Annotated in this window: 17 protein-coding genes; 12 read left to right on the top strand and 5 right to left on the bottom strand. The window is 66.5% G+C overall.

Translation table 11 applies throughout. The features are described 5' to 3' along the window. The first annotated feature begins 59 nt into the window (after window positions 1–59). Complete coding sequence (locus tag Q9R30_RS05760; RefSeq protein ID WP_104996455.1) at window positions 60–680, top strand: TetR/AcrR family transcriptional regulator; 621 nt, start codon at window positions 60–62, stop codon at window positions 678–680. Here Q9R30_RS05760 and Q9R30_RS05755 read toward each other — a convergent pair. After that, entirely contained in the window at window positions 677–1705 is a 1029-nt protein-coding gene (locus Q9R30_RS05755) for a LacI family DNA-binding transcriptional regulator (RefSeq protein WP_311217026.1), read from the bottom strand. The genes Q9R30_RS05760 and Q9R30_RS05755 overlap by 4 nt on opposite strands. After that, window positions 1684–3444, bottom strand: coding sequence for an alpha-amylase family glycosyl hydrolase (locus Q9R30_RS05750; protein ID WP_311217025.1), 1761 nt, complete (start codon window positions 3442–3444; stop codon window positions 1684–1686). Before Q9R30_RS05750 ends, Q9R30_RS05755 begins: the two co-directional genes overlap by 22 nt. Before the next feature lie 233 nt (window positions 3445–3677). Between Q9R30_RS05750 and Q9R30_RS05745 the strand changes: the two genes are divergently transcribed. From Q9R30_RS05745 to Q9R30_RS05720, 6 genes are all read left to right on the top strand, one after another. Next, window positions 3678–4958, top strand: coding sequence for an extracellular solute-binding protein (locus Q9R30_RS05745; protein WP_311217024.1), 1281 nt, complete (start codon window positions 3678–3680; stop codon window positions 4956–4958). A gap of 79 nt (window positions 4959–5037) precedes the next feature. After that, a complete protein-coding gene (locus Q9R30_RS05740) occupies window positions 5038–6654 on the top strand; it encodes an ABC transporter permease subunit (protein WP_311217023.1) in 1617 nt (538 codons plus the stop codon). Window positions 6655–6773: 119 nt separating this feature from the next. Beyond that, on the top strand, window positions 6774–7583 hold the full coding sequence (locus Q9R30_RS05735) for a sugar ABC transporter permease (protein WP_234005483.1): 810 nt from the start codon (window positions 6774–6776) through the stop codon (window positions 7581–7583). Continuing rightward, window positions 7580–9409, top strand: coding sequence for a glycoside hydrolase family 13 protein (locus Q9R30_RS05730; RefSeq protein ID WP_311217022.1), 1830 nt, complete (start codon window positions 7580–7582; stop codon window positions 9407–9409). The genes Q9R30_RS05735 and Q9R30_RS05730 overlap by 4 nt, the downstream gene beginning before the upstream one ends. 137 nt (window positions 9410–9546) lie before the next feature. Next, entirely contained in the window at window positions 9547–10113 is a 567-nt protein-coding gene (locus Q9R30_RS05725) for a type 1 glutamine amidotransferase domain-containing protein (protein WP_311217021.1), read from the top strand. Window positions 10114–10250: 137 nt separating this feature from the next. Further along, entirely contained in the window at window positions 10251–11726 is a 1476-nt protein-coding gene (locus tag Q9R30_RS05720; RefSeq protein ID WP_311217020.1) for a DHA2 family efflux MFS transporter permease subunit, read from the top strand. Window positions 11727–11807: 81 nt separating this feature from the next. Here Q9R30_RS05720 and Q9R30_RS05715 read toward each other — a convergent pair whose 3' ends face one another. Together Q9R30_RS05715 and Q9R30_RS05710 are read right to left on the bottom strand one after the other, a co-directional pair. Further along, window positions 11808–12644, bottom strand: a complete 837-nt coding sequence (locus Q9R30_RS05715) for an alpha/beta fold hydrolase (RefSeq protein ID WP_104996462.1) — start codon at window positions 12642–12644, stop codon at window positions 11808–11810. 88 nt (window positions 12645–12732) lie between these two features. Next, window positions 12733–13401 (bottom strand): TetR/AcrR family transcriptional regulator, encoded by a 669-nt coding sequence (locus Q9R30_RS05710; protein ID WP_311217019.1) that lies wholly within the window; start codon window positions 13399–13401, stop codon window positions 12733–12735. Window positions 13402–13621: 220 nt separating this feature from the next. On the opposite strand from Q9R30_RS05710, the gene Q9R30_RS05705 reads away from it, so the two are divergent. The 5 genes from Q9R30_RS05705 to atzF all read left to right on the top strand — a co-directional run bounded on the left by Q9R30_RS05705 (window position 13622) and on the right by atzF (window position 22420). After that, window positions 13622–15124 carry an amino acid permease gene (locus tag Q9R30_RS05705; protein WP_311217018.1) on the top strand — a complete coding sequence of 501 codons (1503 nt, stop codon included), beginning with the start codon at window positions 13622–13624 and terminating at the stop codon, window positions 15122–15124. A 90-nt stretch (window positions 15125–15214) separates the two neighbouring features. Next, on the top strand, window positions 15215–16099 hold the full coding sequence (locus Q9R30_RS05700; protein WP_311217017.1) for an urea amidolyase associated protein UAAP1: 885 nt from the start codon (window positions 15215–15217) through the stop codon (window positions 16097–16099). Continuing rightward, the gene (locus tag Q9R30_RS05695) at window positions 16096–16773 is read left to right on the top strand and encodes an urea amidolyase associated protein UAAP2 (RefSeq protein WP_311217016.1); all 678 of its coding nucleotides are present in this window, start codon (window positions 16096–16098) and stop codon (window positions 16771–16773) included. The genes Q9R30_RS05700 and Q9R30_RS05695 overlap by 4 nt, the downstream gene beginning before the upstream one ends. A gap of 14 nt (window positions 16774–16787) precedes the next feature. Then, window positions 16788–20564, top strand: coding sequence for an urea carboxylase (gene uca / locus Q9R30_RS05690; protein ID WP_311217094.1), 3777 nt, complete (start codon window positions 16788–16790; stop codon window positions 20562–20564). Further along, the gene (atzF, locus tag Q9R30_RS05685) at window positions 20561–22420 is read left to right on the top strand and encodes an allophanate hydrolase (RefSeq protein ID WP_311217015.1); all 1860 of its coding nucleotides are present in this window, start codon (window positions 20561–20563) and stop codon (window positions 22418–22420) included. Before uca ends, atzF begins: the two co-directional genes overlap by 4 nt. On the opposite strand, the gene Q9R30_RS05680 is transcribed toward atzF, so the two are convergent. After that, the gene (locus Q9R30_RS05680) at window positions 22417–23271 is read right to left on the bottom strand and encodes an alpha/beta hydrolase (RefSeq protein ID WP_311217014.1); all 855 of its coding nucleotides are present in this window, start codon (window positions 23269–23271) and stop codon (window positions 22417–22419) included. The two genes, atzF and Q9R30_RS05680, sit on opposite strands and share 4 nt — an antisense overlap. Window positions 23272–23327: the final 56 nt, after the last annotated feature.

Below are 23327 nucleotides of genomic sequence, written 5' to 3'. Positions count from 1 at the left end.
AAAAACATTACAACGGGAAAGACCGGTCTGTCTCCCCTCCGGAGTAGACTTAGGGTCCTATGAGTCCAGAGGCAGAAGTCCCTCCGTCCCCGGTGTCAGCACCGGTGGTGTCACCTGAGGGCCATGCACATTCCGTGGACCGGATCATGGCCGTGGCCTATGAGCTTTTTTCCCAGCGGGGCGTGCGGGATGTTGGCGTCAATGAGCTGATTGAACGGTCCGGGGTTGCCAAGGCGACCTTCTACCGGCACTTCCCCTCCAAGGACTCGCTGGTCCTGGCCTTCCTGGAACAGCGGGACAGGCAATGGACAGTGGGCGCCATCGTGTCGGAGGCCCGCCGCCGGGGAAGCACGCCAGCCGATCAGCTGCTGGCCATCTTCGATGTGTTTGGCGACTGGTTCCTCCGGGAGGACTTTGAAGCCTGCTCCTTCATCAACATCCTGCTCGAGATGGGCCCGGCCCATCCGCTGGGGCAGGCAAGCATCGACTACCTGGCGAAGATCCGCGGGCACGTGCAGGCCCTGGCCGAAGAGGCGGGGCTCCAGCGGCCGGAGGAGTTTGCCCGGTCCTGGCACATCCTCATGAAGGGCTCGATCATCTCGGCCACCGAGGGCGACATGCAGGCCGCCAAACGCGCACAGCAGATGGCGGGCTGGCTGATCCAGCACCACCGGGGCTAGAAGCCGCGCTCGGGCTTCCGGGGAGCGGAAGTGCTGGACCGCACCACCAGTTTGGTCTGCATCAGCTCATCGGCCGGCCCTGCGGCCTCCGCGTCATCCTGCACCAATGCCAGCAGGCGCTCCACCGCCCGCATTCCCTGGTCCCGGGGAAACTGGTCGATGGTGGTCAGGCCCAGGATTTCGCCCATCTCGTGGCCGTCCACACCAATGACGGAAAGATCGTCGGGGATCCGGAGCCCGAGGTCGCGGGCGGCCAGCATCGCGCCGAAGGCCATTTCGTCGGAGGCGCAGAAGATCGCGGTAGGCCGTTCACCGGCATCCGCCAGCAGATGCTTTGTCTGGCTGTACGCATCGTTCGCCGAGTAATCGGAGATCAGGGACCACGCCTCGCGAACCGGCAGGCCGGCTGCCTCCATTGCGTGTTCGTAGCCGGCGTGCCGTCCGCTGGAGATCTCGAAGTGCCGCCCATACTCATGCTCGCCGCCGAGGTGGGCCACCCGGGTGTGTCCCAGGCTGATCAGGTGGTTGGTTGCGCGGCGGCCCACCTCCACATCGTCGATCCGGAGGGTGGGAATCTCCGGGAGCGGGCCACCCACGCCCACCACCGGGATTCCGGCAGCGAGGATCTGTTCGGTCTCGTGGGCGTTGAGCTGCAGCGAGACTGCCAAGACGCCGTCAAGCCGTTTGCGCAGCAGGAAATCCCCCAGCACCGATTCCCGGTACCGGTCGCCCTGGAAGTCGTAGAGGGTGAGGTCGTAACCGGCATCCATCAGGGCGGAATTGGCGCCTTCCAACAGCGTGGCGAAGTACCACCGGTTGACGAAGGGCAGCACCACTCCAATGTTGTGGCTGCGACCGCTCGCCAGGCTCGAGGCATGGTAGGACATAACGAAGCCAAGCTCACTGGCTGCCTCGGTCACGGCCTGCCTGGCCCGGCTGGAAACACTGCCCTTGCCGCTCAACGCACGCGACGCCGTCGCCTGCGAAACCCCCGCCAGACGCGCTACGTCCCTGATTCCTGCCACTGACCCTCTGCTGTTCCGCTTGGCGCCATGCGCAGCCAGATGCACTGCGCAGGACCCAGCTTACGCTGGTCAGCAGCGTCCCCATCCGTGCTAAGGAGGATCTCCAGGCGGGGCAGCTCAACCGGCTCTTCGCCCATGTTCATCATCACCAGGACGCCATTGTTGGCAAACGAGATGCAGCCAGGCGAAGTGAAACCGTCAAGCCAGGCCAAAGATCCGGCACCCAGCTTGAGGGCACGGCGAAGCCCCAGTGCGCGGGTGTACAGCGACAGCGCGGAGGAAGCGTCCTGCCGCTGCACATCCCTGGACAGCGCTGCCCAGGCCCGGGGTTGCGGCAGCCACGACTCGCCCGTGCTGTTGAAGCCGAAAGCCGGCGCGGCCGCCTCCCATGGCAGGGGTACCCGGCAGCCGTCGCGGCCGATGCGTTCCCCCGCGGTCCGCCGAAATGAAGGGTCCTGGCGGAAAGTGTGGTCCATAGTGGTGTGGTCCGGCAGGCCCAGTTCCTCACCCTGGTAAAGGTACACGCCGCCAGGCAGCGCGAGCATGAGCATCGAGGCCGCCACCGCACGGCGCAGCCCAAGCTCAGCGTCGGGCTGGACGTCTTCCGCGCCCAGGCCGTCACCGGGGCGGGCCGGCGGGTCGATGATGCCGAAGCGCGTGGCATGCCGGACGACGTCATGGTTTGAAAGCACCCATGTGGTGGGCGCACCCACGGAATCGAACATCCGCAGTGAGCTTTCAATCACTGCACGCAACCTGGCGGGATCCCACGGGGTGCCCAGGTACGCGAAGTTGAAGGCCTGGTGCATCTGGTCCGGCAGGACCCAGTTGGTCAGCCGGGACAGGGGATCAATGCTTGCCTCGGCACAGAGGATGCGCTCGCCGTCGAACTCGGCAAGGACCTCGCGCCACCGGCGGTAGATGTCGTGGATTTCCGGCTGGCCGAACATCGGCGCCAGATGGCCCGGGAAGTCATCGGTGCTGACGCCGTCGGGCCGCCCATGCCAGTCCGGCAGGCCCTCAGCCTTGACCAGGGCGTGGGCCACGTCCACCCGGAAACCGGCGACGCCGCGGCTGAGCCAGAAGCGCAGGATGCGCTCAAATTCGGCATGTACCGCCGGGTTGTCCCAGTTGAAGTCCGGCTGGGAGGAATCGAAGAGGTGCACGTACCACTGTCCCGGCTCGCCGGACGGCTCCGTGACGCGGGTCCAGGCCGGTCCGCCGAAGTGGGACTGCCAGTTGTTGGGCGGCAGTTCACCGGCATTCCCGAGCCCGTCCCGGAAGATGAACATGTCACGTTCGGGGCTTCCCGGGCCGGCCTGTAGCGCTGCCCGGAAGAGCGTGTGGTCCGAGGAGCAGTGGTTCGGGACGAGGTCGATGATGACCCGGATACCCAGGGAATCTGCCCGGGCAACAAGGGCGTCAAAATCGTCGAGGGTGCCGAACACGGGGTCGACGTCGCAGTAATCGGCAACGTCGTACCCGCCGTCGCGCTGCGGCGAGACATAGAAGGGCGACAGCCAGACGGCGTCGACGTCGAGCTCAGCCAACTGGTGAAGCTCGGCTGTGATGCCCGGAAGATCGCCTTGCCCATCGCCGTTCAGGTCCCGGAACGAGCGCGGATAGATCTGGTAAATCACCGAGGACCGCCACCACTCCGAGCCTTCGTCTGCCGGGTGGACGGGCACCAGGCGGGCGGCGGAGACGTCAGGCTCTGCAGGGGAAAGTGTGTTCGTCATCGTGACATCGTAGCCGCAGTTGCGCCAAAAATGGAAAGGCTTCCAAGAAGTTGATACCGACGCTTTCCGCAACAAGGGCGGGTCTTTTGCTGCCTACCGTGTGAATGGCGGTGCATGTGACGCCATTTTCCTAAGGGCTGGACAATCAAAAATGGAAGCGCTTACAGTTGGGTGACGCAAATCACCAGCCGGCTCCCTTCCGCGGAGAAACGGCACGCTTTCAAAGGAGAAACATGAGTAGGATTCAGGGTGCTCTCGCAGTTACCGCTACCGCGGTGCTGCTGCTTACGGGGTGCGGAAACGGTGCCGAACCAAAGCAGGCAGCCTCGTCAGCACCGGCCGCGGCGGGGTCCACCGCCGCCCCCGAGCGGGCGGATGCCGACCTGGTGATCTGGACGGACAACCTGAAGGCCGATTCGATCCGCGCATTCGCCGAGGATTTTGCGGCTGACAACGGCATCAGCGTGGCCGTCCAGGTCATCTCGGGCGAGTTCCAGACCGCCCTTGTGACGGCAAATGCTGCAGGCAATGGCCCCGATGTTTTCACCGGAGCACACGACATGATCGGCAATCTCGTCCAGAACGGCTCCATTGATCCGCTGCAGATTGCCCCGGACCAGCTCAAGGGCTACGCCGGGACGGCAGTGAAGGCTGTGACCTATAACGAGTCGGTGTACGCACTGCCGTATGGAATCGAAACCCTCGGCCTGTTCCGCAACACAGACGTCGTCCCTGAGGCGCCGCTGACCTTGGAGGATGCCTTCGCCAAGGGACAGGAGGCTGTGGCCGCCAAGAAGGCGGAAGTTCCTTTCAGCCTGCCGCAAGGGAACAGCGGCGACGCCTACCACATGCAGCCGCTGTACACATCCATGGGCGGTTACCTCTTCGGTTCGACACCACAGGGTGACCCCGATCCCGCGGACCTGGGCGTGGGCGCCGAAGGCTCGGTCGCTGCAGCCAAGAAGATTCACGCCCTTGGGGAAGCGGGCAGCGGCATCCTGAAACGCTCCATCAGCGTTGACAATTCGATCTCTTTGTTCGCTGACCGCAAGGCGCCGTACCTTGTTGCCGGTCCTTGGGCCCTGAACCAGGTTGAAAAGGCGGGAATCCCCTTCGAGGTGACACCCATTCCCGGTTTCGAGGGACAGGCCGCTGCCCAGCCCTTCGCCGGCGTTCAGGGCTTCTACGTTGCTTCGAAAGGAAAGAACGAAGCCTTCGCCCATGAGTTCGTGGAGAACGCGATGAACACCGAAGAGGGCATGACGCAGATGTTCGAAGGCGCAAAGCTACCGCCGACCATGACCACGGTCCGGGACAAGATCGCAGGCCAAAACCCCGCCATAGAGACGTTTGCCTCCGCAGCGGAGTCCGCCCGGCCCATGCCGGCCATTCCTGAAATGGCTGCCGTCTTCGCCCCCCTCGGCCAGGCTTTTGCGGCCCTCGTGGGCGGCGCTGACCCGGAAAGCACGATGCGCTCCGTGCGGGAAACCATCGCTGCTGCAATCGGCAAGTAGCAAACCGGCCCAGGGGCCGTTGCATAAGTCTTCGGCCCCCTGGGCCCTGCTGCCCGGATTGACCTCCAGGAGAACCCCCATGATCAAAACACTCACGCGCCTGCAGCATCCCTCGTCGGCTGCCGCAAACGATCCCGGCACCCGTCGTGACATCACGACCAAACCGGTGTCCCTCTTTGCCAAAATCCTTGCACTGGGTACCGTGGCCGGTTCAGCCGCGGCACTTACCCCGGCCCTTATCGCCACGGGAAGGTGGGGTTTCCTCGCGGCAGTCTGGGGCATCGCCGGCATCCTGCTGCTGACATACATCACCGGCCGCGGTGTGCCTGCCAAGTACCTTGTGCCCGGCACCCTCCTGCTGGTGGTCTTCCTGGTGTACCCCATCGTGATGACGTTCCAGATGTCTACAACCAACTTCGGTGACGGAACCAGGACGTCAAAGGAAGAAACCGTCTCGCAAATAATCGGTTCTTCCGTCGTCCAGAGCCCTGACTCGCCGCGCTACAACCTCTCCGTGGCAACTGAAGGGAATCCCGCCACCGGACCGTTCGCTTTTCTGCTCGTGGAGCCCAAAAGCGGATCAGTCTTCCTTGGCACCCCCGGGGATGGGCTGCAGGAGCTTGAACCGGCTGACGTTACCGTCAGCGGCGGGTTCGTCACCAAAGCCGAGGGCTACCAGCTCCTGACGCCCCAACAGGTCAACACCGCCAGCGACGCGCTGAAGGATCTTGCTGTGCCGACGGACCGTGGCGCCATCCGGCAACTTGGCATCCGGCAGGCGTTCGAGGGCGCCTCACCGCTCAAATACGACGAAGCCCGCGACGTCATCTCAAACACAGTGACCGGCGTGGACTACGCACCTGTGCTGCAGGGCGACAAGGAGTACTTCGTCGACGCAGAGGGGAAGCGGCTGTCCGACCAGTCCTGGCTGGCAGATGTGGGGTTTGCCAACTATCAGCGCATCTTCACGGACACGAGAATCAGCGCCGATTTCCTGCAGATATTTGCATGGACCTTCATCTTCGCAACAGTTTCGGTAGCGGGAACGTTCCTGCTTGGGCTGGGCCTCGCTACCGCACTCAACGATCCGCGGATCAAGGGCCAGCGCTTCTACCGGGCCATCCTCATCCTTCCCTATGCCATCCCGGGATTTATCGCCCTGCTGGTCTGGTCCAGCTTCTGGAACAAAGACTTTGGCCTGATCAACAACGCCTTGGGCCTGGACCTGAACTGGCTCGGCGACCCCTTCCTGGCTAAGGCAGCCATCCTGCTGACCAATTTCTGGATGGGATTCCCCTACATGTTCCTGGTGTGCACCGGAGCCCTCCAGGCCATCCCCGCAGACCTGAAGGAAGCATCGCGCATCGACGGCGCCAGCGGATTCCTGGGCTTCCGGAAAATCACGTTCCCGCTGCTCCTGGTCACTGTCGCCCCCTTGCTGGTATCGACCTTCGCCTTCAATTTCAACAACTTCAACGCCATCTACCTGCTGACGGAAGGCGGGCCCTTCGATCCCGCCAACCCGACGGCGGGAGCAACTGACATCCTGATCAGCTACACCTACCGCCTGGCCTTCGGAGGGCAGGGCGCACAGCTTGGTTTTGCTGCAACCGTGTCAGTGCTGCTGTTCGTCATCACCGGCATCATCGCCGCAATTCAGTTCCGTTTCACGCGCACCCTGGAAGAGGTGAACTGATGTCGTCTGCCCAGACACGTCTTGCTGAGGTACCCCTGCAGGAACCGGAAAAGATCCCGGAGTCCCGACGCAGGCACCAGCGAAACCGATGGTTCACAGAAGTCGGATGGCGTCACCTTGTGGCAATCGCCGCGGTGTCAGTAGCCCTGTTCCCCGTGCTGTTCATTGTCTCGGCGGCACTGAACCCGCTGGGCACGGTGGCGTCCACCAGCCTGATTCCCCGTGAAGTGAGCTTCGTGCATTTCGAAGCGCTCTTCACCGACCCCAACCGGCCCTACCTCCGCTGGTTTGCCAACACGCTGATCATCAGTACTGCCGTCACCCTTGGCCAGATTCTGTGCAGCGCCCTGGCAGCATACGCCTTTTCGCGCTTCCGCTTCAGCGGCCGGCGAATAGGCTTGCTCAGCCTCCTCCTCATCCAGATGTTCCCCCAGTTCCTCGCCGTAGTGGCGCTGTACCTCATGTTCACTGCCATCGGCGAGATAATTCCCCAGTTGGGCCTCAACACGCTCCTGGGCTACGGACTCCTGCTCATGGGTGGCGCGCTCTCGCAGGTGTGGCTCATCAAGGGATTCTTCGACTCGGTGCCGAAGGAGCTGGACGAGGCAGCAATCATGGATGGAGCCGGCCACGCCACCGTGTTCTTCCGCGTCATCTTCCCCCTGATAACCCCGATCCTGGCAGTCACCGGCCTGCTGTCCTTCATCGGCGTGCTGGGCGAATTTGTCTTGGCATCGATCTTCCTCACCGATAACGACGTCAAGACCCTGGCTGTCGGACTGTACGCCACCATCGACGCTGACCGGTCCGGGAACCTCGGCGTGTTCGCCGCCGGAGCCCTCCTCACCAGCCTGCCCGTGGTCCTGCTTTTCCAGTTCCTGCAAAAGTTCATCACCGGAGGACTCACCGCCGGGGCGGTCAAGGGATGAGCGCCATGCAGCTGTGGGACCAGCCGCATCATGACGGTTCCGCAATGTACGTTTCCAACCCCACTCCTGAACTGGGGGACGCAGTCACGGTGTTCCTTCGGGTTCCCCGCGCCAGCGGCGTAACGAAGGCACTGCTGCGCGTATGCATCGATGGCGAACAGGCGCTGCTTGAGACGAGCATCGATCGTCAAAACGCGGACGAGTTCTGGCTGAAGGCTGGTTTCCTTCTGGAGAACCCGGTGGTGAACTACCGCTGGCTGCTGGACGGATCCCCGAGCGGGTACCAGTGGTTCAACGGGACCGGCCTGCACACCCGCGACGTGACGGACGCCTGCGACTTCCGCATCACTGCCTACTCCCCGCCTCCCGCCTGGGCAAACAGTGCCGTCCTCTACCAGATTTTCCCGGACCGGTTTGCAAAATCAGTGGACCGGCCGGCACCGGACTGGGCCATCCCCGAGGACTGGGAAAACAAGGTGATCGGGCGGGGACCCGAAACTCCGTATCAATACTTCGGCGGAGACCTCGACGGAATCACCACCCGCCTGGAACACATTGCCTCCTTGGGGGCCGACACCGTGTATCTGACACCGATATTTCCCGCCCGTTCAAACCACCGGTACGACGCATCCAGTTTCGACCAGGTGGATCCGTTGCTTGGCGGAGATGCAGCTCTGCGCCGCCTCTCCGGGGCCTTGCATGACCGCGGCATGCGCCTGCTTGGCGACCTGACGACCAACCACTGCGGGGACGCCCACGAATGGTTCAGGACAGCGGTTGAGGATCCGCAAAGCGTCGAAGCGGGATTCTTCCTCTTCACCGACCACCCTGATGAGTACGTGTGCTGGTTCGGGCATAAATCGCTGCCGAAGTTCAACCACAGCGATCCGGAATTGCGCCGGCGCCTGTACGAGGGCAAGGATTCCGTGGTGGCCCGCTGGCTGGGACCGCACGGATTCGACGGCTGGCGCATCGACGTCGCCAACATGACGGGGCGGCACGGCACCACTGATCTCAACCACATGGTTTCCACAACGCTGCGCCGGACCATGGCTGAAGCGGATCCGGAGGCGCTGCTGCTGGCCGAACATAACCACGACGCATCGCAGGACCTGCAGGTGGATGGCTGGCATGGCGTGATGAATTACGCCGGTTTCACGCGCCCGGTATGGCAATGGCTGAAGCCGCCAGCCGCCGTACCGCTGGAGCCAGGGCCCTTCGTGTCCATCCCCCGGCTCTCCGGAAAAGACGTGGTTGGCTCAATGCGGGACTTCGCTGCGGCCGTACCCTGGCGCGCGGCCGCGCACGCCCTCAACCTTGTCGGGTCCCACGACACCTTCCGGGTAAGCACCCTGCTCGGGGACCCGCGGTTGGTCACGGTGGCATTTGGACTGTTGGCCACGATGCCAGGGATCCCCATGCTGTGGGCGGGTGATGAGATCGGACAGGAAGGCGTGAACGGTGAAGATGGCCGCCGCCCCTTCCCCTGGGACAAGCCGGATGAATGGGATCATGACAGGCTGGCCACCACCCGTGCTCTTTTCCAAACGCGGAACCAGTCGGAAGCCCTTCGACAGGGCGGACTGCGGTGGCTCGCAATTGGAGATGATGCTTTTGCCTTCCTTCGTGAATCAGCCAAAGAAACGGTGCTGATCCACGCCTCCCGGGCCGACCATGCCGCCATCAGGATTCCCGCCCAGGTCGTCGGAACCCGCCTTCGCGGCCTCGCAGGGACCCCGGACGTTCACGCAGAGGCAAGTGGAGTGGTCACCCTGCCCAGCGCAGGGCCGGCCTTTGCCATGTGGAGCTGTGATCCGTCCGCTTAAGGCCGCTGTGCTGCGGAGGAAATGCTCAGCTTGCTTATGACTTTTCCACTTCCTAGGCTGGAAACGTCAGGCAATAGCTTCCGGGGCGCGGTCCGGTGCCCGCAAGGCGCCGGACCCGCCTCAGTCGAGGAGGAACAATGTCAGAACAGAGCATCGCAGGCAAGAAGGTCGCATTCCTGTTGACGGACGGCGTCGAGCAGGTTGAACTCACCAGCCCGTGGCAGGCAGTCAAGGACGCCGGCGGCCAGCCCACGCTCGTGGCCCCGAAGAGCGGCAAGCTGCAGGGTTTCAAGGGCACGGAGAAGGGCGACACGTTCGACGTCGACCTCACCGTTGCCGAGGCCAACGCCGGTGACTTCGACGCGCTGGTCCTTCCCGGCGGCGTCGTCAACGCCGACCACCTCCGCGTGGACAAGGACGCCCAGGCGTTCACGCGCAGCTTCTTTGAACAGCACAAGCCGGTGGCATCCATTTGCCACGGGCCCTGGCTCCTCATTGAAGCCGGCGTGCTGCGCGGACGGAACGTCACCTCGTACCACACGCTCCAGACCGACCTGAAGAACGCGGGCGCCAACTGGACCGACGAGGAAGTGGTGGTGGACCAGGGCCTGGTGACCAGCCGCAAACCGGACGACCTGCCCGCCTTCAACGCCAAGCTGGTGGAGGAAATCGCGGAAGGCCGGCACGCCGGCCAGACCGCCTAGTTCCGCACCCAACCCCGGCAGTTCCCTCAGGCTTTAGAGAAAGTTCCGGTGTGGAGGAATTACTCCACCCGGTAGAGTGTTGGCACTTGCAGCGGCCATGTCCGCGCATCATCCATACACTCCCTGGGGGAACACCCATGTCTACCGAACTCTCTCCAAACGCCAAGGGCCAGTCCGTCCAGGCCGCAGGATCCAAGCCCGCCGCACCGGAGAAAATGTCCCGGGAGTCCGTGACCATCATCAGCACGCTGCTGGTGGCCACCTTCGTGGTGATCCTCAACGAAACCATCATGAACGTGGCCCTGCAGCGGCTCATGGTGGACCTCCGGGTGGATGCGCCCACAGTCCAGTGGCTCTCCACCGGCTTCATGCTCACCATGGCCGTTGTCATCCCCACCACCGGGTTCATCCTGCAAAGCCTCTCCACCCGCGCCGTCTTCATGCTCGCCATGGGGCTCTTTGCCGGCGGTACCGCGCTCGCCGCGGCGGCTCCCGGGTTTGAGCTCCTCCTGCTGGCGCGTATCGTCCAGGCGGGCGGCACGGCAATCATGCTGCCGCTGCTGATGACCACCATCCTCACCCTGGTCCCGCTCGCCAAGCGCGGGGCCGTCATGGGCAACGTCAGCATCGCCATTTCCGTGGCTCCGGCCATGGGCCCCACGGTGTCCGGCCTGATCCTGGAACACTTCACCTGGCGTTTTATGTTCGTGTTCGTCCTCCCGGTTGCCCTCGTCGCGCTGGCCATCGGTGCGAAGTACCTGACCAACGTGGGGGAGACGGAGAAGACCAGGCTCGACTTCCTCTCGGTCCTCCTTACCGTCCCCGCGTTCGGCGGGCTGGTCTACGGTCTCAGCCAGATCGGCGGCGGCCACGGCGGCCAGGCGGGACCGGGCGCGCCCGCCATCGCAGCGCTGGTGATCGGCGTCGCCAGCCTCGCCGTCTTCATCCTGCGCCAGGTGCGGCTGCAGAAGGCCGAAGCCCCGTTGCTTGACCTGCGCGCCTTCAACTTCCGCATGTTCACGGTGTCCGTCCTGCTGATGGTGGTGGCCATGATGGCGCTGTTCGGCGGCGTGATCTTGCTGCCGCTCTACCTGCAGGAAATCCGCGGCCTCGGCTCCCTTGAAACGGGACTCGCGCTGCTTCCCGGCGGCCTGGCGATGGGCTTGCTCGGCCCGGTCATCGGCCGGCTGTTCGACAAGGTAGGGCCCCTGCCGCTCACCGTCTCCGGATCCGTCCTGATGGTTGTGTCCCTCTGGCAGTTCTCAATGCTCGACGCCGGCACGTCCGTTGCGTGGATCGTCACCTTGCACGTGGGGCTGAGTTTCGGGCTGGCGCTGCTGTTCACTCCGGCGTTCACCACCGGTTTGAACCCGCTGCCGCCGCACCTCTACTCGCACGGGTCCGCGATCATGAGCACCACGCAGCAGGTTGCGGGCGCAGCCGGCACGGCCCTGCTGGTGTCGATCTTCGCGGTGGTTTCGGCAGCGTCCGGCCTCGTGGCGGGGATGAGCGCCGCGTTCCTTACGGCAACCGTCATAGCCTTTGCCGCCGTCGTGCTTTCCGCCATGATGCGCAAGACCGAAGGTGCCGGGCCGGGTCACGCGGCCCACTAACCGGCCCCCGGCCTGCCCAACTGAGTAGCGCCAAGTGTCGTTTTGACCGCTCAAAACGACACTTGGCGCTACCTACTTGGGCTAGCCGGCGAAAAAGTCCGCCAGCTCCTTGATGAGCCTGTCCGGGGCCTTGATGACGCCGTCGTGGCCCAGGCCCGGGAGGATCGTGTAGCTGGAGCCGGAGAGGACGTCGTGGATCTGGCCGCAGGCCACGCCGAAGTACGCCGGGCTCTTTTCGCCCACCACGATCAGGGTTTCCAGCGGCAGTTCCAGGAACGGCTCGGCCGGCATGTCCGCCGCGATGATGGCCTTGATTTCCCGGACGCCCGTGCGCATCAACTCGCGCTGCTGCTTTCCCTCGCTAGTGCCCGCCGTGAGCTTGTTGGCGAGGGTCAGCATCGAGAGCGGCATGCGGGACGAAAAGGAGCCGCCTGCTTCAAGTCCGCGCTTCAGGACGGCGAGGGCACGGTCATCGTCGCCGGCGGCAACTGCCCGCTCGTACTCCGCCGTCCAGTCGGCCTTGACGCTGTGGTTCACGGAGACTGCGGGATCGTACACGGCCAGCCGCTCCACCGGCAGGGTCCGCGCCGCGTGCAGGGCAACGGCCCCGCCGAAGCTGTGGCCGAACACGTCCGTGCTCGAGGTGTGCTTCATGACCGTGTCCAGGTCGCGGATGTCCACGTCCAGGGTGTAGTCCTCCGGCTGGGGGGATGACGAACCGCGGCCGCGGCGGTTGAACGTGTGGACCGGGCGGCCCAGCGCGGCGCTGAGCTTCTGCGCAAACTTCGTGTAGTCCGCGGCGGTCACCATGGAAGGCGGGACAATAACAACGCCCGAACCGGCGGAAGCGAGTTCCGTGCCTGTGGAGAAGAGCTCCAGCGTGCCGCCGTCGGGGGTCCTGATGTTCTCACGCGTCATGTTCCGAGCCTAGCTGAGCAACCTGAAGGCAACCATCACGCGCGCTGCACCCCCGGAGACATTTTGGCGGTGGCCGGGCTCGGGATGGTCAGCCCAGGCGTGCGATGAGCGCCGTGCTCTGTTCCCGGATGGCCGGCAGTTCTTCGGCGAGTCCGCAGAGGATGAGCCCGGCGTCAGCCGCCTGCAGCGGAGATTCCGATGTTGCCAGTCCGTCTGCCCGCAGGTTGACCAGGGATTCGACGAGGCGGAACGCCAGGTCGCCCGGGTTCCCCGAAGCTGCGGCGGGCGCCGCCGGGGACACGGCGGCGCCCAGTTCCCCGTACAGGTTCCGCAGTTCCTGCCGGTCCGCCAGGAACCGCGCGAACCGGCCGCCGCGGGCTTCGGGCAGGTGGTACAGGATTCCAAGGTTCCAGCGGGAGCTGCACAGTTGCGTGCCGTCATAAAGTGCGACGGCGTGAAGCCGGCCTCCCGGAGTCCCCTCGCCGTGGGGCAGGGCGGCCACCGCGCGGGCAAATGTCAGCCCGCCGAGCACGGTGCCCTCCAGCAGGTCCTCGAGGAGGTCGTCCTTGGTTTTGAAGTGGTGGTACAGCGAGGACTGCCTGATCCCCACGGCGTCGGCGATGGACCGGGTGGAGGTGTTGGCGAAGCCGTGGGTCGTGAAAAGCTCGGCCGCCGCATCCAGGATTTCCTCCCGGGCAGTCGCCCCGGGCCTGGAGGGCTGTTGGCTGCGGGGGCGTCCTGGTCCGGCTGAAGTCACCGCATCATTCTTGCACCCGGGCGGGCACGCCTTCGTCTCCGGGGCCGGGGTGAGGAGCCGGAAATGCCGTGGAAACAAGATGTCTTTGAGCCTTTTACAGAGGCGAAACTAGCTGGGGACATCGCGCTGGAAAACTATCAATTGACCGGTATTCCGCAGCTTTCGGCCGAGTGCTGCAGAACCGGCGGCCCCCCCGCCATTCCAGCCCCTGGAGAATCCGATGACCTCAACCATTGCTCCCGCCGTCCACGCGGACGACGCGGATCTGACGTCCCTTGGCTACGAACCCACCCTCCACCGGAAACTCGGCCGCTACGCTTCCTTTGCTGCAGGCTTTTCCTTCGTCTCGATCCTGACCACCATCTTCCAGCTGTTCGCCTTCGGCTACTCCTTCGCGGGGCCGGCCTTCTTCTGGACCTGGCCGGTGGTACTGGTGGGCCAGCTCCTCGTTGCCCTCAACTTCGCGGAACTCGCCGCCCGCTACCCGCTGTCCGGAGCTGTGTACCAGTGGGCCCGCCGCGTCGGGGGAGAGGGCGTGGGCTGGTTCGCCGGCTGGTTCATGGCCATTGCCCAGGTGGTCACAGCCGCAGCCGCCGCGATCGCCCTGCAGGTGGTGCTGCCCCAGCTCTGGGACGGCTTCCAGATAGTAGGCGGTGACCCCGCGCTCAACACCGTCAGCGGAGCCGCCAATGCAGTGATCCTCGGAGCAGTGCTCCTGGTGGCCACCACCATCATCAACTCGCTCGGCGTCAAGCTGATGGCCCATGTGAATTCGGTGGGTGTCACCTGCGAGATCGTCGGCGTCGTGGCCGTCATCCTCGCCCTGATCAGCGCAGCCCAGCGCGGACCGGATGTGGTTGCGGACACCACGGTGCTCCAGACGTCCGACCTCGGCGCCGTGGGAGCCTTCCTGGTCTCCGGACTGATGGCCGCCTACGTGATGGTGGGCTTCAACTCCGCCGGCGAACTCTCGGAAGAAACCAAGGACCCGCGCCGGACAGCTCCGCGCACCATTCTTTCCGCCCTGCTCATCTCGGGCATCGGCGGCGCCCTGATGATCATCACGGCCCTGATGGCCGCGCCAAGCCTCGACGACGGCCGCCTCGCCACCGAGGGCCTGCCCTACGTCCTCACCGCCGTCCTGGGCACGTTCTGGGGCAAGGTCCTGCTGGTGGACGTGGCCATCGCCATCTTCGTCTGCACCCTGGCCATCCAGACCGCCGGTTCCCGGCTGGTGTTCTCCATGGCCCGCGACGGCAAGCTGCCCGCGTCCGCCTTGCTGTCGACAGTCCACCCCACCCGGGGTACGCCCATGTGGCCGTCGATCGCCATCGGCGCGCTGGCCGTCGGCGTCCTTGCCATCAACGTTGGCAACGCCGCCCTGTTCACCACCCTCTGCAGCGTCTGCATCGTCATGGTCTACATCGCCTACCTCCTGGTCACCGTGCCGCAGCTCCTCAACAGGCTCCGCGGCGACTGGAACCGGGTGGGGCAGGCGCTGCCTGAAGGACTGTTCTCGCTGGGCCGCTGGGGGCTTCCGGTGAACATCCTCGCGGTCCTCTACGGGGCCGTCATGGTGGTCAACCTTGCCTGGCCGCGTCCGGAGGTCTACGACCCCTCCGGCGAAAACGGACTCCTCCTTTACTCGGCGCCGCTGATGGTCGCCGTCGTTCTGCTCCTGGGGATGTGGGTCCGACGCCGGAACCTGGCTTCGAAGGACTGAGAGGCCGGAGCTTCACCCCGGCTTGCGGAGCAACAGCTCCGGAAACAACCACGCGCAACGAACCGCGCTCCAGAACAACACGGGATAGACATGACACAAGTAACCGAAAGCCCGGCATCGGCCGGCACCGCCACCACGGCAGGTGCCCGCGCCCACGCCCGGGAGCAGCACGGCAGGACCGTTGACACGATGCGGTTTGTGCCCGCCGTCTCCGCCCCCGACCGTCTGACCGCCGGCCTCACCGGGGACGCCGCCGCCCAGCCCACCTGGGCCGAATCCCTCGCCTTCGGGCGCTACACCACCATGACCTTGGCCCGGGGCACCAGGATCAGGCTCACGGACACCTCCGGCGACGCCTGCGTGCACGCCCTCCTCTACCGCGCCGGAGCCCTGCACGAACGGCTCAACATCGCGGACACCGTCAAGGTGCCCTGGCAGGCCTACCCCTCAACAGGCCACCCGCTGCTTTCCGACGCCGGCCGCCTGATGGCCACGATCGTCGCCGATGCCTCCTCCCGCCACGATGCCTTGACGGGCGCCACCACCTTGGGGGGAAACACGACACGGTACGGTGCGGGCACCGCCCACAGTGCGTCCCCTGCCGCCCGCGAGCTGCTCACCCTTGGAGCGCTCAAGAGCGGCCTTGGCCCGCGTGATGTGGCGCCCTCGCTGACCCTTTTCAAGGGCATCACCGTGGACCCCGCCGGCAGCATCACCTTCACCGGGAGCGCCGGGCCGGGTGCCGCCGTCGAACTCCTGCTCCAGCTGGACACCGTGCTGGTACTGGCCAACACCGCCCACCCGCTGGACCCGCGCCCTGACTTCACCGGCGCTGCCGTGGACATCGTGGCCTGGTACGCGCCGCAGGACCTGGCGGCACTGGAATCCGGCGCACTCACCGGGCCGCTGGCTCCCGAACACCTGCAGGCCCTGCGCAACACCGAACACGATCTGACCGCGAGGAACTCCCGATGAACACCGCCACCTACGCCTCTCCCGCAGCAGGCGCCCGCGACATTGCCCTGGTTTCCGGCGACGTGGTCCTCGACGAGCTGGTCGAGGCGCGCGGCCCCTGGTCCGCCGTCGTTTCCGCCGGCGATGTGCTGACCATTGTGGACCTTGAAGGCAACCAGGCCGTGGACTGCCTCCTGTACGCAGCAGGCGACACCTCCGTGCGGTACTCCGCCGCCGTCACCATTGCGCATCAGCAGTCGATTGTCCTGACCACGGGTTCCGTCCTGAGGGCGGAAACAGGCGCGCCCCTGATGACAGTCGTTGCGGACGAGGTGGGCGTTCACGACACCATCGGCGGCGCCTGCTCCCAGGAGTCCAACACCCTCCGCTACGGCCAGCACACCCGTGAACAGCACGCGTGCGTGGAGAACTTCCTGATTGAGGGCTCACGCTGGGGCCTCGGGAAGCGGGACCTGGTGTCCAACATCAACTGGTTCATGAACGTGCCCGTGGACCCGGACGGTGCCCTGGGCATCGTTGACGGGCTGTCCGCGCCCGGAAAGCGCGTGGCACTGCGGGCCGAGGTGGATACCCTGGTACTGGTGTCCAACTGCCCGCAGGTCAACAACCCGTGCAACGGCTTCAACCCCACCCCCGTCCGCATGATCGTCACCCGGCCGGAGGCTGCACTGTGAACTCCTTCGACACGCTGAACACATTCGACACCCTCCTGGTCGCCAACCGCGGCGAGATCGCCTGCCGCATCATCGAATCTGCGCAGAAGCTGGGGCTCCGGACGGTCGCCGTATTCTCCGAAGCGGACCGGGGCGCCAAGCACGTCCGCCTGGCAGACGAAGCGGTGCTCCTGGGACCCGCTCCGGCCAAGGATTCCTACCTCCGCGTGGATGCGCTGCTGGAAGCGGCCAAGTCCACCGGTGCCGGAGCCATCCACCCCGGCTACGGCTTCCTCTCCGAGGACGCCGCCTTCGCAGAGGCAGTCGAGGCCGCGAGCCTGGTCTTTGTCGGACCCACACCCGAGCAGCTGCGCATCTTCGGCACCAAGCACACAGCACGCGACGCCGCCCGGGCAGCCGGGGTGCCGATGATCGCCGGTTCAGGGCTGCTTGGGGACGTCGACGACGCCGTTGCGGCCAGTACCGCGATCGGCTTCCCGCTGATGCTCAAGGCCACCGGCGGTGGCGGCGGGATCGGCATGACGGTCTGCCGCAACGAGGCCGAGCTCGTGGACAGCTTCCCTCGCGTGGCCCGCCTGGCCGGTGCCAGCTTCGGCACCGCAGGGGTTTTCGCCGAGCGGTACGTGGAGAACGCCCGGCACGTCGAGGTGCAGATCTTCGGCGACGGCAAGGGCCGGGTGGTCAGCCTTGGCGACCGCGACTGCTCCCTGCAGCGCCGCCATCAGAAGGTCCTCGAGGAGGCCCCCGCGCCGGACCTCCCGGCGGAACTGCGGGAAGAACTCCACCGCAGCTCCCGCGCCCTCTGCGCCTCCCTCAACTACCGCTCGGCCGGCACCGTGGAATTCGTCTACGATTCGGCCCGCCGCGAGGCGTCATTCCTCGAGGTCAACGCCCGGCTGCAGGTGGAGCACCCGGTCACCGAGGCCGTCACCGGTGTGGACCTGGTGGAGTGGATGCTCCGCCTGGCCCAGGGCGGCGGCGAGGCGGAAACCGTCCTCGCCGACGTCCCGGACAGCCTGCCCGTAACAGGCCACGCGGTGGAAGCCCGTGTTTACGCCGAGGACCCCGCCCGCGGCTTCCAGCCCAGCGCCGGCACCGTGACCAACGCCGCCTACCCCGCCACGGAGATCGTCCGGGTGGACGCCTGGGCCGAAACCGGAACTGAAGTCTCCACCAACTACGATCCGCTCCTGGGCAAGATCATCACCTCGGGCGCGAACCGCACCGAAGCCTTCGACAGGCTGGCCGCCGCGCTCGCCGGCACCCGGATCGACGGCATCGAGACCAACCTCGGGATGCTCCGCGCCGCCACCAGCCTGGACGTGGTCCGCAGCGTCCAGCACTCCACCAGCACCCTGGACAACGTGGGCGACCCTGAACCGCGCATAACCGTGGGCCGCCCCGGCCTGCAGACCAGCGTGCAGGACTGGCCCGGCCGCACCGGACTGTGGCAAATCGGCGTTCCGCCGAGCGGGCCCATGGACGATCTGTCCTTCCGGCTCGGCAACACCGCCCTGGGCAACCCGGAAGGTGCTCCCGGCCTGGAATTCACCATGACCGGCCCCAGCCTGGCCTTCACGCACGCCACCACTGTCTGCGTCACCGGCGCGGAGGTAACGGTGACGGTGGACGGGGCAGAGGTGCCGGCCTGGGCGCCCGTGACGGTTCCGGCCGGAGGAACGCTCGACGTCGGCACGGCCGGCGGCAACGGCCTGCGCGGCTACATCCTGTTCCAGGGCGGGCTGGACATTCCGCAGTACCTGGGCAGCGCCTCCACCTTCACGCTGGGCCAGTTCGGCGGGCACGCCGGACGGGTCCTGCGCGCCGGTGACGTGCTCCGCGCCCTTGCCCCCGCCGCAGGCACTGCAGGTAAGGAAGTTTCCTCGGCGGCAGTCCCGCTGGATAGCCGCCCGGCACTCACTTCCACCTGGGAGCTCGCCGTGACGGAGGGTCCGCACGGTGCCCCGGAGTTCTTCCAGCGCGAAGACATCGAAGAGCTGTATGCCTCCGAGTACGAGGTCCACTTCAACTCCGCCCGCACCGGCGTCCGCCTGACCGGCCCCAAGCCGCGCTGGGCCCGGACCGACGGCGGCGAGGCCGGACTGCACCCGTCCAACATCCACGACACCGCATACTCGGTGGGTGCCCTGGACTTCACCGGCGACACCCCCATCCTCCTGGGCCCGGACGGCCCCAGCCTGGGCGGGTTTGTCTGCCCGGTGACCGTGGTGACCGCCGACCGCTGGAAGCTCGGCCAGCTCCGGCCGGGGGACAAGGTCCGGTTCGTTCCCGTCCGTGTCAGCCAGGCGCCGTCGGCCAAGGACCTGGGACCCGGCCGGCAGCTGGTCCTGCCTGGCGACGCCGGCTGGTCCGGGGACATGGCGAAGGTGGCCGCCGCAGCGGCCTCCGCCCCCGCCGTCGGCTCCGGCCTGCCTGCACCGCGCGGGGATGGCGACGACGGCGTACTGGGCCGGGTGCCGGAAGGTCCCGGCCGGCCCGCGGTCACCTACCGCCGCTCCGGCGACGACAACCTGCTCGTCGAATACGGCGAGATGGCCCTGGACCTCGGCCTCCGCGCCCGGGTGCATGCCCTGCACCAGCACCTCGAACAGCTCCGCGTGCCGGGCATAGTGGACCTCACCCCGGGCATCCGCTCCCTGCAGGTCAAGGTGGATCCCTCGGTCCTGTCCACCAAGCGCCTGCTGGGCCTGGTCCGGGAGATCGAGGCGGCACTGCCGGCGAGTTCCGAGCTGGTGGTCCCCAGCCGCACCGTCCGGCTGCCGCTGTCCTGGGACGACCCAGCCACCCGCGAGGCAATCGAACGCTACATGGCGGGCGTCCGCGACGACGCCCCCTGGTGCCCCTGGAACATCGAATTCATCCGGCGGATCAACGGGCTGGACTCGGTCAATGAAGTGTTCGACACCGTCTTCAACGCCGAATACCTGGTCCTCGGACTGGGTGATGTGTACCTCGGCGCCCCGGTGGCCACCCCGCTGGACCCGCGCCACCGCCTGGTCACCACCAAGTACAACCCCGCGCGCACCTGGACCCCGGAGAACGCAGTGGGCATCGGCGGCGCCTACATGTGCATCTATGGCATGGAAGGGCCCGGCGGCTACCAGTTCGTTGGCCGCACCACCCAGGTATGGTCGCGCTACGCGGATTCCGCCCCGTTCGAGTCCGGGTCTCCCTGGCTGCTCCGTTTCTTCGACCGGATCTCCTGGTACCCCGTCAGCCCGGAGGAACTCCTGGGCCTTCGCGCGGACATGGCCGCCGGACGGGGACGCGGCGTGGAAATCGAGGACGGTACCTTCTCGCTGGCCGAGCACGAAGTGTTTCTTGAGGAAAACCGTGAATCCATCGCGGCATTCCGGGAAAAGCAGGGCGACGCGTTCGCCGTGGAACGCCAGGCATGGGCCGACGCCGGCGAGTTCGACCGTGCCGATGCCCTTGCCACTGTCATCTCACCGGTGGCAGATGAGGTGACCGTTCCGGACGGCGGGTCCCTCGTGGCCGCTCCGTTCGCCGCGAGCGTATGGAAGGTTGACGTGTCGGAAGGCGACAGGGTGGTGCAGGGCCAGGCTCTGGTCTCGCTGGAGGCGATGAAGATGGAGACCGTCCTGGAAGCTCCCTGCGACGGCGTGGTGCTGCAGGTCCTGCCGGCCGCCGGTTCGCAGGTGGTTGCGGGAGAGGCAGTGGTGGTGCTCGGCAGCGTGGGCGCGGAGTCCGTGTCCGTTATCGAAGCACGGGAACCGGAAGCACAGGAACTGGAAGAGGCAACAGTATGAGCACCGTAACCACCGGTAAGGCCGCCACGCGGGTCAAGGCGGCGCTGGCCGCCCTGGAAGCAGTGGATCGTCCGGAAATCTGGATCAGCCTGCGCACTGCGGATGACCTGCTGGCGGAGGCCGCCGCCATCGACACGGCTGTGTCGGGTGGAGCCCACCTGCCGCTGGCCGGGCTCCTGCTCGCCGTCAAGAACAACGTTGACGTCGCGGGAATCCCCACGACGGCGGCGTGCCCCGGCTTCGCCTACCTGCCGGAGAAGGACGCCGAAGCGGTGGCCCGCCTCCGTGCCGGCGGAGCCCTGGTGCTGGGCGCCACCAACCTGGACCAGTTCGCCACCGGCCTGGTGGGTACCCGCAGCCCGCACGGGGCGGTCCGGGATTCCCGCCGTCCGGACTATATCTCCGGCGGCTCAAGCTCCGGCTCGGCAGTCGCTGTGGCCCTTGGCCTGGCGGACATCGCCATCGGAACGGACACCGCCGGCTCGGGCCGTGTGCCCGCAGGGCTGCAGGGGATCGTAGGCATCAAACCAACGCTGGACGTTGTGTCCACCGCCGGTGTGGTGCCCGCGTGCCGGTCCTGGGACGCCGTCACCATCTTCGCCCGCCGCCTGTCGACGGCGGAGCTCGCCATGGGGGTGATGGCTGGAGGTTCCCGCGCCTGGCCGGCGGACATCCGGCTGGCGGCCCCGGAAAAGCCGCGGGTGGCCTATCCCGCAACGCTCCCGGCGCTCCCGGAGGCCTGGGCAGCCGAATTCCACCGCAATGTGGACCGGCTCAAGGGGTTGGGCGTTGAGGCGGAAGCCATCGAATTCGATGCCTTCCTCAAGGCCGCCCGGCTGCTGTACGACGGCGGGCTGGTGGCGGAGCGTCACGCCGCCGTCGGCAGTTTCCTGGAAAAGTACCGCGCCGGCGCGGGCAGCCAGGCGGGCATCGATCCCACGGTGGAGCGCATCATCCGGGCAGCAGGCAGTGTGCCCGCCCACCGGTACGTGGCTGACACCGCCAAGCTGGAAGCGCTGAAGCAGCAGGCCATGGCGCGGCTGGACGGGTTTGACGCCCTGCTGATCCCCACCACCCCCTTCCACCCCACCCTTGCCGACGTGGCCGCGGACCCGGTGGGAGTGAACTCGCTGATGGGGACTTACACGAACTTCTGCAACCTGTTTGACCTCAGCGCTGTTGCGGTGCCGGCCGGCGCCGTGGACGGCGCGCAGTTCGGGCTGACCGTGGTGGCACGGACGTTCGACGACGCCGTTGCCGCTGACATCGCCCGGCTCCTTGAGGTGACCCCCAAAGCGCCTGCCCTCTTCGCTCGTGCCCTTCACGCGCCGGGCGCGGCGCCGGCGGCTGCCGGCGAAGCTGCCCACCCGTCGTCGTCCGTTCCCTGGCCGGTGGCTGCAGGCGCAGCCGCCGTGCCGTTGGTGGTGGTCGGCGCGCACCGGAAAGGACAGCCCCTGGCCCGCCAGCTGGAGGAGCTCGGCGCCGCCTGGGACGGCCCCGTCCGCACCGCGGCCCGCTACCGGATGGTGTCCCTGGACACAGAACCGCCGAAGCCCGGGGTGTACCGCGCGGAGGACGGCGGAGCCGAGCTTGTGGGTGAACGGTGGCTCGTGTCCCAAGCCGGGATGGGCGCGTTCCTGGCTGCCCTGCCCGAACCCATGCTGCTCGGATCAATCCAACTGGCCGACGGTTCCCGCGCCGTGGGGTTCGCCTGCGATGCGGTGGCCGCCACACAGGGGGAGGACATCACGCACTACGGCGACTGGCTGGCTGCCAAGGACCGCGTGCCCCGGCCCAAGACCGCGGGGCAGGACCTCGGGGACGCCGCGCTGGCAGGGTCCAGCCGCGGAGCCTAGCCCTTGAAGTACTTGGAAATGTCGGTGACCAGTTCGTCCACGGCGGCCGGGATGGAACCGTGGAAGCACTTGGGGGAGAGCTCGTAGGTGCTGCCGGGGACCGCAGCGTGCAGCCGCTCTGCCGTTGCCTTGTAATAGCCGGGACTCTTGCCGCCCGCCATGAAGTGGGTATTGGCAGGAAGCACGCTGAAGTCCCTGGCATGATCCGCTTCCTTGTAGGCGGCCCGGAGCTCGCCCACCCCGCTGGGCATGACTTCCTGGAACATCCGGTTCACCTTGGTCCGCGACAGCACGGCCATCAGCCCGGCAAGGACGGGCTCGGGGATCCTGGCCATCGCCGAACCCGGTTTGGTGGCCTTCTTCATGTGGGCCAGGGCATGCCCCACCTTGCCGTTGTTCACGGCGTCCTCGAACCCGTCGAGCCAGCCGGTGTCGATGCTGCCGTCGATATTCACTGCGGCGTCGTACACCGCAAGCTTGTCCGGCACGTACGCGGTTCCGGTGAACTCCTGGACCGCGTTGAGGGCCACGGATCCGCCCAGGCTGTGGCCCAGGATGTTCCGGGCGCCGCTGGCGTCCAGGACCGTCCGCACATCCGCGATCTCGGTGGCCATGGAGTAGTCCGCTGGCTGTTCCGATGAGCTTCCGCGCCCGCGGCGGTCATACACGTCAACGGCCCATCCCTCGCCGAGTCCCTTCGCCAGGGCCACGGAAAATGGCCGGTAAATCAGCGCGGTGAGGAAGGCTCCGCCGATCAGCAGCACCCGGCGTTCTCCCGGCGCATCTTCGGTGCCGTAGCTGTACAAAGCCAGCCGGCCGCCGTCGGGCGTTGGAAGTACCTGTTCTTTCACCACCCCATCCTAGGCAGGCGCCTGCCGGGCAGCCGCGAAGCCAGGCTGTCCAACTC

This window comes from Arthrobacter sp. AB6 (genome assembly GCF_031844545.1).
Classification (GTDB): Bacteria; Actinomycetota; Actinomycetes; order Actinomycetales; family Micrococcaceae; genus Arthrobacter.
This window is presented reverse-complemented; position numbering and strand designations above follow the sequence as displayed.